9 protein-coding genes and 2 pseudogenes are annotated in these 13,122 nt (G+C 70.0%); 6 read left to right on the top strand and 5 right to left on the bottom strand.

The genetic code is table 11. The features are described from left to right. Positions 1–8 precede the first annotated feature (8 nt). Together A0130_12130 and A0130_12135 are read right to left on the bottom strand one after the other, a co-directional pair. The gene (locus A0130_12130; protein ID ANF32321.1) at positions 9–563 is read right to left on the bottom strand and encodes a hypothetical protein; all 555 of its coding nucleotides are present in this window, start codon (positions 561–563) and stop codon (positions 9–11) included. Positions 564–646: 83 nt separating this feature from the next. Continuing rightward, a pseudogene (locus tag A0130_12135) lies at positions 647–2,235 on the bottom strand (hypothetical protein). 85 nt (positions 2,236–2,320) lie between these two features. Between A0130_12135 and A0130_12140 the strand changes: the two are divergent. Further along, positions 2,321–5,959, top strand: a complete 3,639-nt coding sequence (locus A0130_12140) for a 1-pyrroline-5-carboxylate dehydrogenase (GenBank protein ANF32322.1) — start codon at positions 2,321–2,323, stop codon at positions 5,957–5,959. Between the two features lie 19 nt (positions 5,960–5,978). Continuing rightward, the gene (locus A0130_12145) at positions 5,979–6,812 is read left to right on the top strand and encodes an oxidoreductase (GenBank protein ID ANF32323.1); all 834 of its coding nucleotides are present in this window, start codon (positions 5,979–5,981) and stop codon (positions 6,810–6,812) included. Positions 6,813–6,846: 34 nt separating this feature from the next. Here the strand turns inward: A0130_12145 and A0130_12150 are convergent, their stop codons facing one another. The 3 genes from A0130_12150 to A0130_12160 all read right to left on the bottom strand — a co-directional run bounded on the left by A0130_12150 (position 6,847) and on the right by A0130_12160 (position 9,533). Then, positions 6,847–8,274, bottom strand: coding sequence for a two-component sensor histidine kinase (locus tag A0130_12150; GenBank protein ANF32324.1), 1,428 nt, complete (start codon positions 8,272–8,274; stop codon positions 6,847–6,849). After that, positions 8,271–9,005, bottom strand: a complete 735-nt coding sequence (locus A0130_12155) for a DNA-binding response regulator (protein ANF32325.1) — start codon at positions 9,003–9,005, stop codon at positions 8,271–8,273. The genes A0130_12150 and A0130_12155 overlap by 4 nt, the downstream gene beginning before the upstream one ends. Before the next feature lie 93 nt (positions 9,006–9,098). Then, positions 9,099–9,533, bottom strand: coding sequence for an AsnC family transcriptional regulator (locus tag A0130_12160; GenBank protein ID ANF32326.1), 435 nt, complete (start codon positions 9,531–9,533; stop codon positions 9,099–9,101). 137 nt (positions 9,534–9,670) lie between these two features. On the opposite strand from A0130_12160, the gene A0130_12165 reads away from it, so the two are divergent. The 4 genes and pseudogenes from A0130_12165 to A0130_12180 all read left to right on the top strand — a co-directional run bounded on the left by A0130_12165 (position 9,671) and on the right by A0130_12180 (position 13,080). Then, entirely contained in the window at positions 9,671–11,155 is a 1,485-nt protein-coding gene (locus A0130_12165; GenBank protein ANF32327.1) for an MFS transporter, read from the top strand. A 38-nt stretch (positions 11,156–11,193) separates the two neighbouring features. Beyond that, positions 11,194–11,852: pseudogene (locus A0130_12170) on the top strand (molybdenum cofactor sulfurase). Between the two features lie 57 nt (positions 11,853–11,909). Further along, on the top strand, positions 11,910–12,365 hold the full coding sequence (locus A0130_12175) for a glyoxalase (protein ANF32328.1): 456 nt from the start codon (positions 11,910–11,912) through the stop codon (positions 12,363–12,365). 4 nt (positions 12,366–12,369) lie between these two features. Further along, positions 12,370–13,080 carry an HxlR family transcriptional regulator gene (locus A0130_12180; protein ANF32329.1) on the top strand — a complete coding sequence of 237 codons (711 nt, stop codon included), beginning with the start codon at positions 12,370–12,372 and terminating at the stop codon, positions 13,078–13,080. Positions 13,081–13,122 lie beyond the last annotated feature (42 nt).

Below are 13,122 nucleotides of genomic sequence, written 5' to 3' on the forward strand. Positions count from 1 at the left end.
CGCGGGTGTCAGCCGTTGGTCCCGTTCCTCATCGCCGCTGCGTGCTCGAGCTTGAGCTCGCGGTCGAGCTCCCGGCACAGCGTCTCGTAGTGGTCGAGGAAGTCCGGGTAGTAGTCCTCCCAGACGGGGAGCGGCTTCCCGTCGTGCGCGGCGATCATGCGGTCGAGGTAGAAGTCCCAGCCCACGCCGTAGTCGGCGCCTTCCGCGACGGAGTGGAGGAGCTGTCCGAAGGTGATCGTCGTATGCCCGCTCGACTCCTTGAGGTGCACGAACATCCGACGCGAGTCCGGGGCCGAGCCGACGTCGACGTGGAGCCGGTGCGGGGCCTCGCAGAGCATGATCGCGACGTTCTCCCACTGCGCTCCGTCACCCTCCGCATTCATGCGGAACTTGACGGCGCCCGTGGCGGGCGTGCCGGTGAACTCGCCGATCCATCGGCTCAGATAGGCGGACCGGCTGAAGTACGCCCACACCTCCTCGATCGGCGCGTGGACGATCCGATCGAGGACCACGTAGACCCCGTCGTCCTTCCTGACCAGTCTTCCCGTCGGCTGCGGCGTCATGGTGACCTCCAAGAGTTCGACCCTCGTGGACCTCACCATAGTCACGCCGCCCGCGGATCGGCAGAGGGACGCTGCGAGTCCTCTCAGCCCTCCAGGACGGCCATGGCGGCGTTGTGCCCGCCGAGGCCGCTGACCGCCCCGCCGCGCCGGGCGCCCGAGCCGCAGAAGAGGATGCGCGGGTGCCGTGTGGCGACGCCCCAGCGCTGCGCCGGAGTGTCGAGCGGGTCGTCATCCTCGGCGAACGGCCACGACAGCGGGCCGTGGAAGATGTTGCCGCCCGGCAGGTTGAGGGCCCGCTCGAGATCGCGCGTGGTCTTGGTCTCGATGCAGGGACGGCCGTCGGCGTCGGTGAGGAGGAGGTCCTCGACTGGCTCGGCGAGCACGGAGTTCAGGGACGCGAGCACCGCATCCTGAAGCCGCTGCCGGGTCGCGTCGTTGTTCTCGTCGGTGAGCCAGCGGTCGGGGTGTGCAGCCCGAAGACCGTGATGGTCTGCGCGCCCGACTCGGCCAGCTCCGGGTCCAGGATGCTCGGATCGGCGAGCGTGTGGCAGTAGATCTCGCAGGGGAGGAGGTCGGGCATCACGCCCCGGGTCATGCCCGAGTACGCCTCCTCGAGCTGCGTGTAGGTCTCATTGATGTGGAAGGTGCCGCCGAACGCCGCCTTCGGGTCGATGGTCTCGTCGCGGAGACGGGGGAGTCGTTCGAGGAGCAGGTTGACCTTGACCTGCGCGCCCTCCGCCTTCTCGCGCGGCGGCTCGGGCGACTCGCCGAGCAGTCGGTCGAGCACCTCCGGGGCGACGTTGACGAGGACGTTCTCGCCGGTCACCCGGCGCTCGTGTCCGTTGCGGACGTACTCGACGGTGCCGTCCGGATCGATGCGCGTGACTTCGGCGTCCGTGACGATCCGGGCGCCCGACTCGCGCGCGACGCGCGCCAGTTCGCCGGTGACCGCGCCCATCCCGCCGACCGGGACGTCCCACTCGCCGGTGCCCTGGCCGATGACGTGGTAGAGGAAGCACCGGTTCTGCGCGAGCCCAGGGTCGGAGACGCTGGCGAAGGTGCCGATCAGCGCGTCGGTGGCGACGACACCGCGGACGAGGTCGCTCTGCACGCGGGACTCGATGAAGTCGCCGATGGGACGCTCGATGAGCGCCTCCCACAGCTCGTCGTCGCCGACGAGGGCCTTCGCCTCCGAGCGGGTGAGCAGCGGTTCGGTGACGGTCGGCCACAGAGCCTGGGCGACCTCGCCGGTGCTGCGGTAGACGGAGCCGAAACCGTCGACGTCGCCGGCTGCCCCGATGCGGGCGAAGGATGCGGCGGTCGCCGTCTCGTCGGTGTTGTCGATCAGGAGGCCCGCGCCGTCCGGGTCGCCGGGAACAGGCGTGTAGGAGGAGTAGCGGCGGCGGGCGAGGCGGATGTCGAGGCCGAGCTCATCGATGATGCGCTGCGGGAGCAGGCTGACGAGGTAGGAGTAGCGCGACAGGCGCGCCTCCACCCCGGTGAATGCCTGCGCGCTGACCGCGGCGCCGCCGACGTCTTCGAGGCGCTCGAGGAGGATGACGGACTTGCCGGCCCGGGCGAGGTAGGCGGCGGCGGTCAGGCCGTTGTGGCCGCCGCCGACGATCACGACGTCGTGGGTCGCGGCGGTGGTCGGCGTGGAGCGGTCGTTCATGGTCTCGACTCTACTGGCGGACGAGTTATCCACATCTTCACGTCGGTCCGCTGAGCGCTCAGCGCCGGGTAATAGTGTCGTCAGCATGGTCGATGCAACAGACGGCGCTGAGACGCGGCCGGCGGCGATCGCTCACGAGGCGGTCCAGCTGGTGCAGCAGTGGCTCGCCGAGAGCGCGCGGAACGCGTCCTCCGCTCCCCAGGATCCCGCGGCGGAACGGCTGGCTGGGGTGCTCAGCGATCCCGACGGGCTGGAGTTCGCGGTGAGTTTCGTCGACGGAGTCGCGCGGCCGCAAGACCTCTTCGTCGCGGGGTACAACCTGCAGCGGGTCGCGAAGCGCATCCCGCGGTTCCTTCCCTGGTACATGCGGTTCGCCATCTGGCTCGGTGGCGTGTTCGGGCCCGTGCTGCCCTGGGTGGTCATCCCGATCGCACGGAGGGTGCTCCGCCGGATGGTCGGGCACCTGGTGGTGGATGCGACGCCGGAGAAGCTGGGGCCGGCGATCGCGAAGCTGCGGCAGTCCGGCGACCCCGACGGGCACGGCGCGCGGCTCAACCTCAATCTGCTCGGTGAGGCCGTGCTGGGCGAGAAGGAGGCGCGGCGGCGCTTCGAGGGCACGCGGACGCTCCTCGCGCGGGACGACGTCGACTACGTGTCCATCAAGGTGTCGTCGATCGCATCGCAGCTGTCGATGTGGGCGTTCGACGAGACAGTGGAGCGCGTGGTCGAGCGGCTCACGCCGCTCTACGAGGTGGCGGCGGCGTCACCCAGCCCCAAGTTCATCAACCTCGACATGGAGGAATACCGCGACCTCGACCTGACGATGGCCGTGTTCACGACGCTCCTCAGCAAGCCGCAGTTCCTCGGCCTCGAGGCCGGGATCGTGCTGCAGGCGTACCTCCCGGACGCGCTCGACGCATTGCAGACGCTGACCGAGTGGGCGACGCACCGGCGCATCCAGGGCGGCGCGCCGGTGAAGGTCCGGGTGGTGAAAGGCGCCAACCTGGCCATGGAGAGGGTCGACGCTGCCATCCACGACTGGCCGCTTGCGACGTACGGCAGCAAGCAGTCGTCCGACGCCAACTACAAGCGCGTTCTCGACTGGGCGTTCACGCCCGAGCACACTGACGCCGTGAAGATCGGTGTCGCCGGGCACAACCTGTTCGACATCGCCTACGCGTGGCTGCTCGCCGCGCGACGAGGGGTCACCGACCGCATCGACTTCGAGATGCTGCTCGGCATGGCCACTGCGCAGGCGGAGGTCGTCACCCGGACGGTCGGGCGGCTGGTGCTCTACACGCCGGTCGTCGACCCGCGAGAGTTCGACGTCGCCATCTCCTATCTGATCCGACGGCTCGAGGAGAACGCCAGCCCGGAGAACTTCATGTCGGCGGTCTTCGAGCTGGGGTCCGATCAGAAGCTGTTCGAGCGCGAGAAGCAGCGCTTCCTCGCGTCGGTGGCGGAGCTGGAGCAGGACGCTACGCGCGGTGCCGCGCCGCTCCCCAACCCGCGACAGGACCGTACGCAGGAGTGGGAGGACGCCACCGCGCCGTCGTTCACGCGACCGCCCGCGCCGCCTCGTGACGCGGCCGGTGCCGAGGTCGACGCCGGGCTGACGAACGTCGTGCTCGGGCTGACCCGAGGTTCGACCGGGGCGGAACTGGCCCCGGCGGCGCCCGCGACCGGCGGCGACGGCTTCCACAACGCTCCCGACACGGATCCGTCGCGGGCGGCCAACCGCGCCTGGGGGAGGCGCATCCTCGCTCGTGCTGCCGCATCCTCCCTCGGTGAGGAGACGATTGCGGCCGCGACGGTCACCGAAGCCGACCGCCTCGACCGGATCATGCAGATCGTGGCAGAGGCGGGTGCGGGCTGGGGGCGCCGCTCCGGTCAGGAGAGGGCGGTGCTGCTCGACCGAGCGGGACACGCGCTCGAGGCGAACCGCGATCGGCTGATCGAGGTCATGGCGTCCGAGACGGGTAAGACCATCGCGGAGGCCGATCCCGAGGTCAGCGAGGCCGTCGACTTCGCGCACTACTACGCGACCCGGGCGCGCGAGCTGGATGAGGTGCAGGGCGCTCGGTTCATCCCGTCGCAGCTGACCGTGGTCGCGCCGCCGTGGAACTTTCCGGTCGCGATCCCCGCCGGTTCGGTGCTGGCGGCGCTCGCCGCGGGGAGCGGTGTCATCATCAAGCCGGCGCCGCAGGCGCGACGGTCGGCGGCCGCGATGGTCGAGGCCCTCTGGGAGGCGGGAATCCCCCGAGAGCTGCTTGCACTCGTCGACGTCGCCGAGAACGACCTCGGGCAGCAGCTGATCTCCGACCCGCGGGTCGACCGGGTCATCCTCACGGGCTCGTACGAGACGGCCAAGCTGTTCCGCTCCTGGCGGCCTGAGCTCCCGCTGCTCGCCGAGACCAGCGGCAAGAACGCGATCATCGTGACCCCGAGTGCCGACTACGACCTCGCGGTGTCCGACATCGTCAAGAGCGCGTTCGGGCATGCGGGGCAGAAGTGCTCCGCGGCGAGCCTCGTCATCCTGGTCGGGTCGGTGGCGACGTCAGAGCGGTTCCGCAACCAGTTGGTGGACGCCGTCACGAGTCTGCGTGTCGGCTACCCGTACGATCCCGTGAGCCAGATGGGCCCGCTCATCGAGCCGGCATCCGGCAAGCTGCTGCACGCGCTCACGACGCTCGGCGCCGAGGAGGAGTGGCTGGTCGAGCCCGCACGGCTGGACGACACGGGCCGACTCTGGTCGCCCGGCGTCCGCGCCGGGGTGCAACCGGGCTCGTACTTCCATCTCACCGAGTTCTTCGGGCCGGTCCTCGGCATCATGACCGCCAGGAATCTCGAAGAGGCCATCCGCTACCAGAACGCGGTCGAGTACGGGCTCACGGCAGGACTTCACTCGCTCGACTCGGACGAGCTGGCGCTGTGGCTCGATACCGTCGAAGCGGGCAATCTCTACGTCAACCGCGGCATCACCGGCGCCATCGTGCGGCGGCAGCCGTTCGGCGGATGGAAGAGGTCCTCGGTCGGAGCGGGAGCCAAAGCCGGCGGTCCGAACTATCTGCTCGGTCTCGGATCCTGGGTGCCCGAGGCGGGGAGCTCCAGCTCGAGCCTGCACCTGCGGGGGCTCGAGCCGCGGGTATCCGACCTCATCGAGTCCGGACAGTCGTCGATGGACTATCCGTCGTTCGACCTGGTGCGGCGGTCGGCGCTCAGCGACGCGATCGCCGTCGCGAACGAGTACCACCGGGTGAAGGACGTCTCCGGGCTCGGCGTCGAACGCAACCTGTTCCGCTACCGGCCGGTGCCGGTCGCGATCCGGCTCTCCGAGGGCAGCTCACTGCCCGAACTCCTGCGGATCATGGCGGCGGGGACCGTCGCGCGGTCACCGTTCACGGTCAGTACGCCGGTGAAGCTGCCGAAGGCGACCGCGGCGCTGCTCCGCGAGCGGGACGTCGAGGTCACCGTCGAGTCCGACACCCACTGGCTCTCGCGCGTGCGGGCACGGCGCATCGCCGCCCACCGGATCCGACTCATCGGCGGTGACGCGGTGGCGCTCGCCACGGCGCTGGGCGGAAGTCCCGACGTCGCGATCTACGACGGGCCCGTCACGCCGTCCGGGCGGGTGGAGGTGCTGACGTTCCTCCACGAGCAGGCGATCTCGATCACGAATCATCGGTTCGGCAACCCGACGACGCTGTCCGACGGGGTCATCTGATCCGCGTACTGTGGCAGCCATGACGAACCGGATCCCCTCCCTTCCCCTGAACGGCGGCGGCAGCATCCCGCAACTCGGGCTCGGTACCTGGCCCCTCGACGATGCCGAGGTCGAGCAGGCGGTCGTCGCCGCCGCAGAGATCGGGTACCGCCACGTCGACACCGCGGCCAAGTACGGCAACGAGGTCGGCGTCGGGCGCGGGCTCGCCGCCAGCGGCCTGCCGCGCGAGGAGTGGTTCGTCACGACCAAGCTCGATGGCAACTACCAGGGCGACGATCGAGCGGTCGCCGGGCTCGATGCGAGCCTCGAGCGGTTGGGCCTCGACTACGTCGACCTGCTGCTCATCCACTGGCCGTTGCCTCAGCGCGACCAGTTCGTGTCGACCTGGGAGACGTTCATCCGGTTGCGCGACGCGGGCAAAGCGCGGGCGATAGGCGTCTCCAACTTCAAGCCGGCGCACCTCGACCGGATCATCTCCGAGACCGGCGTGACCCCGGCGGTCAACCAGATCCAGCTGAGCCCCGCGATCCCGCGCCGCGAGCAGCGCGCCTACGACAGCGAACACGGGATCGTGACCGAGTCGTGGAGTCCCATCGGAGGGACCGGCGACCTGTTGGCCGCGCCCGTCCTCGCGGAGCTCGGCGCGAAGCACGGACGCACGCCCGGGCAGATCGTCCTCCGCTGGCACGTCCAGAACGGGCTGGTCGCGATTCCCAAGTCGCGAAACCCGCAGCGGATGGCCGAGAACCTGGCCGTGTTCGACTTCGAGCTCGATGCCGACGACCTCGCCGCCCTCGAAACGCTCGACGAGGGTCCGGACGCCGGCGTCGACTCCGACCGCACCGGGCACTGAGGCGTCCGGGCACTGACACCCTGGCGCCGTCGCGTCAGTCGCGCCGGATGGGCAGCGTGACCGTCACGGTCAGCCCGGACGGCGCCGCGTTCGCGAGCACGACCCGGCCACCGGCCGCGTCCGCCAACGCGCCCACGATGGCGAGGCCCAGCCCGCCGCCGGACTGACCGGTGCGGGCGTTGTCCGCGCGCGTGAAGCGGTCGAGCGCGACCGGGATGAACTCCTCCGGCATGCCCGGGCCCGTGTCACGCACGGTCAACACGACCGCTCCGTTCGCTCCGTCCTCGTCGTCCGCGAACGCCAGCGTGGCCGTGACGGTCGCCTCGGGTCGTTCCCCTCCCGCCGACCGGATCGCGGTGATCGCGTTGCCGAGCAGGTTGTCCAGGATGCGTCCGAAGTCCGTCGGGGACAGCGCCACCCGGGAACCAGGCGCGGGCCGACGGCGGGGGTCGTACTCGAAGTCCACCGAGATCCCCGCGGAGTCGTCGTCGCTGCTGACCAGGAGGCGGGCCCGGTCGATGGCGTCCGTCAACTCGTCGACGAGCGTCCGCCAGTCGATCCGGCCGCTCGACGGCCCGGCCTCGATGCGGGACAGCTCGAGCAGGTTGTTCGCCAGCTGGCCCAGCCGGATCGCGGTGGAATGCGACGAGCGGATGTCGTGGAGCAGCGCGTCCGGATCGCCTGCATCCAACTCCGCCAGCTCCAGTTGCCCGCGCAGAACGGCCAGTGGTGTCCGCAGCTCGTGGCTGGCGTCCGACACCATCTGCCGCTCACGGTCCGCCGACGCCCGCAGCCGCAGGATCAGGTCGTTGAGCGTCGTCGCGAGCTCCGACAGCTCGTCCTGCGCGGGACCGACCGGCAGCAGCCCCGCCTCGTCCGGAGTGGACGCGGCGATCCGGTCCGCCTGCTCGCGCATCCGGCTCACCGGGCGGAGGGCGGTGCGCGTCAGCAGCCAGGACGCCGCGCCGAACGCGAAGATCAGCACACCCGCGCCAGCCAGGAGGGCGGCGGTCAGTCGGTCGACGACGAGGGCCGTCGTCTCCTCGTTGCGAGCCGCCACGACGTGCATCACCCCGGATGAGGTGCTGACGCTGCGCGTGAGCACGAGGTAGTGCTCGTCGCCGGCCTGAACCTCGCGGGTCTGATCTCCCTGGGACGTCAGATCGTCGATCTTCGACTCCAGCGCATCGGGGAGCGTGGAGGCGAGGATCGTGCCATCCTGGGAAACGATCGCGAGCTCCTGACCGCCGCCGGGCAGGTCGAACGGGCCGTTGGGTCGGCTCGGGAGGGCCTCCGCGGGCGCCGCGACGTCGTTCGAGAGCAGCGTGACGGTGGCGTTGTGCAGGATCGACGAGACGCCGATCCGGATGATGACGACAGCGACGAGGGCGAACAGGGCGGCGACGACCAGACTGCCGATCGTGATGCGCGCCGTGATCGACAGCCGCCGCAGCCGGTTCACGGGGCCGAGGCTGCGTCGTGTGCGGGGGCGTCGGAGGTCGAACGCTTCGCGTCCACGGCGTTGCGCGCATCCAGTCGATAGCCGCGGCCGCGCTCGGTGACGATCGAGAGGCCGGCCCCCGCCGCGTCCAGCTTCTTGCGCAGGTACGACACGTACTGGTCGATGACGTTGGTGCCGATGTTCTCCGTCGTCCCCCACACCGACTCGAGGATGTCGGAGCGCGAGAGCGTCTTGTCCGGGTTGGTGGCGAACAGCCGCAGGAGCGTGAACTCGCGACGGCTGAGCGGCATCTCGTGGCCGGCGACGAGCGCCTGGTGCTCGTGCGAGTCGATGGTGAGGCGGCCGACGGTCACCTGGGGACGCATCCCGCTCGGCTCCCGGCGCAGGAGGGCGCGCACACGGGCGGCGAGCTCGGCGAAGGCGAACGGCTTGGTGAGATAGTCGTCGGCGCCGGAGTCGAGGCCGTGGACGCGGTCCTCGATCGCGTCGCGCGCGGTCAGCAGCAGGATCGGCATCGGGTTCGCCGCCTCGCGGATGTGCCGGCACAGCTCGAACCCGCTCATCCCCGGCAGCATGACGTCGATCGCGGCGGCCGAGAAGGCGTCGGCGCGCAGCGCGATCATCGCGTCCACACCGTTCGTGACGAGGGTCACGTCGTAGCCCTCGGCCGCGAGACCGCGCTGGACCAGACCCCCCATGTCCGGATCGTCTTCGACAACGAGCAGCTTCATGCGCCCATCGTGCCACTCTTGGCCGTGTCCGCGCTCGGATGCGGGCGTCCGGCGCACCGCGGGCGCTGAACGTTCTCGCAGGCGGCGTCCAGCTCAGCTTCCGCGATTGATCAGCCGGGACAGCACGATCGCGCTGCGGGTGTGGTCGACGTTGGGGGCGAGGCGCACCTTCTCGAGCGCCGCCTCCAGACTGGGGATGTCGCGCGAGCGGATGTGCACGATCGCGTCGGCGCTGCCGGTCACCGTTCCCGCATCCACGACCTCCGGCACCGCGGACAGGATGCGCAGCAGTTCCTCCGGCGACACGGTGCCGCGGCAGAACAGCTCGACGTAGGCCTCGGTGCTCATCCCGTCGATCGCCGGGTCGACCTGGATGGTGAACCCGCGGATGACCCCGTCGGCGACCAGCCGGTCGACGCGCCGCTTCACGGCCGACGCCGACAGTCCGACGACGGAGCCGATGTCGCCGTACCCGGCGCGCGCGTTCTGACGCAGGAGGTCGAGGATGCTGCGATCGAGGTTGTCCATGCGCAGAGCTTATGGGGATTCGTTGCGTGAATTCCGGAATTGTGGCCAAATCGTGCGCGTCACGCTGCCGACTCCCCGCGTCCGTGCCGGTGCGGCGGCCGAGCCGGGCATATCGCGCGGCGCGAGACGGTGGCACCATGGGCGCCATGAGCGAGACGGATACCGCGCCCGCGAGGCGCGAAGACGACGCGAGCCACGGTTTCTTCGGGCAGCCGCGCGGGCTGGCGAACATCTTCGGCGTGGAGATGTGGGAGCGGTTCTCCTTCTACGGCATGCAGGGCATCCTGCTCATCTACCTCTACTACTCTGCGGAACAGGGCGGGCTGGGTATCGACCAGGCGACCGCCGCGGGCGTCGTCGGCGCGTACGGCGGCGCCGTCTACCTCTCGACCATCCTCGGCGCGTGGCTGGCCGACCGGCTGTTCGGCTCCGAGCGCGTGCTGTTCTGGAGCGCGGTGGTCATCATGGCGGGCCACATCTCGCTCGCACTCATCCCGGGCGTCGGCGGCGTGCTGGTCGGCCTGCTCCTGGTCGCGCTGGGCAGCGGCGGTCTCAAGGCGAACGCCACGCGCATCGTCGGCACGCTGTACGCGGAGAAGGACCCGCGCCGCGACGCCGGCTTCTCGCTCTTCTACCTCGGCATCAACCTCGGCGCGTTCTTCGGGCCGCTCCTGACCGGACTGCTGCAGACCACGCTCGGCTTCCACTGGGGCTTCGGGCTGGCCGCGGTCGGGATGGCGATCGGCCTCATCCAGTACTCGATCGGCCGCAAGCGGCTTCCGGACGCGTCGCGCGTCATCCCGAACCCGCTTCCGCGCTCGCGCTACCCCCTGATGATCGGGATCGGCGTGGCCGCGCTGATCGTCATCCTGGTGCTGGTCTTCACGGGAGTGGTGAACGCATCCAACCTCGCGCTGTGGGTGATCGGCGTGACCATCGTGGCCGCCATCGCGTACTTCGCCGTGATGATGAGCTCGAAGCTGGTGAACAGCGACGAGCGCAGCCGGCTGGTCGCGTTCATCCCGCTGTTCATCACGAACGCCGCGTTCTGGTCGCTGTACCAGCAGCAGTTCACGGTGGTGACGATCTACTCCGACAAGCGTCTCGACCGGAACCTGTTCGGGTGGGAGTTCCCGGTGTCGTGGGTGCAGTCCATCAACCCGATCTTCATCATCGTGCTGTCGGGTGTCTTCGCGGCGATCTGGACGAAATGGGGCGCGAAGCAGCCGTCGGCGCCGATCAAGTTCGCGGCCGGGACGGTTCTCATGGGCCTGGCCTTCTTCCTCTTCCTGTTCTGGTCGGGCGGCGGCGAGAACAGCACGCCGCTGCTGGCGATGGTCGGCATCCTGTTCGTCTTCACGATCGCCGAGCTGCTGATCTCGCCTCCCGGCCTGTCGGTGACGACGAAGCTCGCGCCGCGGAAGTTCCAGGCCCAGATGGTCGCGCTGTACTTCCTGTCGGTGGCACTCGGGACGGCGATGGCCGGCCAGCTCGCGAAGCTGTACAACCCGCACACGGAGGCGCTCTACTTCTCGCTGATCGGCGGTGTCGCGGTGGTGATCGGCATCCTGCTGGCTCTGGTCAGCCCCTGGGTGCTGCGGATGATGCGCGGGGTGCGCTGACCCGCGCCTGCGATACTGGCCGCATGGGATCGGAGTCGATGGCGGAGGTTCTCGCGGTGTGCCGGGTGGAGCAGCTGCTCCACGACTCGGGGTGGTCGGCGTCACGGCGATCGACAAGCGGCCGGTGGAGAAGCGGCTGCGGGTGCGTCCGCTCGGGCTCCACGGCGACGTGCAGGCGAACCGGAAGCACCACGGCGGCGCCTCGAAAGCGGTGTACGCCTACGCCGAGGAGGACGCCGCGTTCTGGGCGGAGGAGCTGGGGCGGGACATCCCGGCGGGGTTGTTCGGCGAGAACCTACGCACCGCGGGCATCGACGTCAACGGCGCCGAGATCGGCGAGCGTTGGGCGATCGGGGACGAACTGGTGCTCGAGGTGACGTGCCCGCGTGAGCCCTGCGCGACCTTCCAGCGCAGGATGCGGGAGCCGCACTGGGTGAAGCGATTCGCCCAAGAGGGCCGCCCTGGCGCGTACTTCTCGGTGGTGAAATCGGGCACGGTCGGCGCCGGGGATGCGATCCGCGTGGTGTCGCGTCCGGGACACGGCGTGACGATCGCATCGTGGTTCACGGGGGCGGATGCCGCCCAGGCGGAGACGCTGGAGCAGGCGGAGAAGGAGGGTCGCGTCCACCTGGCGCGCGAGATGCGCGAGGCGATCGAGAAGATCCGTTCGCGTGCTTTACTTGCTATTGACAAGTGAACTTGCAAAGAGCAAGCTAAGCGTATTCGGATCGCTCGACACCCTTTGGAGCTCACCATGTCACTCAACATCTTCGTCAACTTCACGACGAACGACCTCGACCGCTCGAAGGCCTTCTACGAGGCGCTCGGGTACACCATCAACCCCATGTTCACCGACGACAACGCGGCCTGCGTCGTGCTCAGCGACGACATCTACTTCATGGTGCAGACGCGCGAGTTCTACGGGACGTTCACCGACAAGGAGATCATCGACCCGCGCACCCAGGCGGGCGCATCCGTCGCCCTGAGCCAGGACTCGCGCGAGGACGTCGACGCCGTCATCGCCAAGGGCCTCGAGGCGGGCGGCGCCGAGCCGCGCCCGGCACAGGACTACGGCTTCATGTACTCGCGCGACCTGGAGGACCCGGACGGCAACCTGCTGTCCTTCCTCTACATGGTCCCGGCGGCCGTCGAGAAGGGCCCGGAGGCGTACCTGGCCGAGCAGGGGGCCGGCGCGACGGCGCAGGCCTGACCGGATGGCTGCACGGTCCCCGCGGGGCTTCGGCCAGTCCGGCGGGACGGCGCGCGCGCTCGAGCGGGTCGGGGAGCGGTGGGCTCTGCTCATCGTCCGCGACCTGCTCGCCGGCGCGCGCCGCTACAGCGACCTGAAGGCCGGGCTGCCGCGCATCCCGACCAACATCCTCAGCGACCGGCTGAAGGAGCTGCAGGAGGCGGGCGTCGTGCGTCGCGTGCCGGCGGTGCGCGGCGGGTACGAGTTGACGCCGTTGGGCCGCGAACTGGAGCCGGTCGTGCTGGCGCTGGAGCGGTGGGGATGGGCGCTGCCCGCCGATGAGCCGGCCGCGGGCGACGTGTTCACGGCCGACGCGCTCGCTGTGACCCTGCGTGCGGCCTTCCGGGGTGCGGAGGCGGAGGGGCTGCCCGCGACGGAGTACCTGCTGCACGTGGGGGAGGCATCCATCAGCGCGATCGTCGACGGGGGCTCGCTCGACGTGCTGGACGTCGGGCCGGCGGCGCTTCCGCACCCGCAGCGCCGCCTGGCCGTTCCTTCGCCGGACGACGTGCTGGAGTTCCAGCTCGAGCCCGACCAGCTGGCCGCCCTGCTCGGGGAGGGCTCGCCGCGGCTGGATGTGCTGGCAGGGCGCGCGGAGCTGGTGGACCGGTTCCGACGCACTTTCCGATTCGACCAGGCGCCCGGTGCGGAGACCGCCGAGGCGTCGGCGGCCTGACGGAGCACCCCCGCTCGAGTGTCTAGCTTCGTGTCCGGGACG

Source organism: Leifsonia xyli (assembly GCA_001647635.1).
Taxonomy (GTDB): domain Bacteria; phylum Actinomycetota; class Actinomycetes; order Actinomycetales; family Microbacteriaceae; genus Leifsonia; species Leifsonia xyli_A.

Excerpts from the sequence above, each read along its gene's own strand:
- A0130_12130 (ANF32321.1), bottom strand. The coding sequence starts at position 563 with ATGACGCCGCAGCCGACGGGAAGACTGGTCAGGAAGGACGACGGGGTC.
- A0130_12140 (ANF32322.1), top strand. The coding sequence starts at position 2,321 with ATGGTCGATGCAACAGACGGCGCTGAGACGCGGCCGGCGGCGATCGCT.
- A0130_12145 (ANF32323.1), top strand. The coding sequence starts at position 5,979 with ATGACGAACCGGATCCCCTCCCTTCCCCTGAACGGCGGCGGCAGCATC.
- A0130_12155 (ANF32325.1), bottom strand. The coding sequence starts at position 9,005 with ATGAAGCTGCTCGTTGTCGAAGACGATCCGGACATGGGGGGTCTGGTC.
- A0130_12160 (ANF32326.1), bottom strand. The coding sequence starts at position 9,533 with ATGGACAACCTCGATCGCAGCATCCTCGACCTCCTGCGTCAGAACGCG.
- A0130_12165 (ANF32327.1), top strand. The coding sequence starts at position 9,671 with ATGGGCGCCATGAGCGAGACGGATACCGCGCCCGCGAGGCGCGAAGAC.
- A0130_12175 (ANF32328.1), top strand. The coding sequence starts at position 11,910 with ATGTCACTCAACATCTTCGTCAACTTCACGACGAACGACCTCGACCGC.
- A0130_12180 (ANF32329.1), top strand. The coding sequence starts at position 12,370 with ATGGCTGCACGGTCCCCGCGGGGCTTCGGCCAGTCCGGCGGGACGGCG.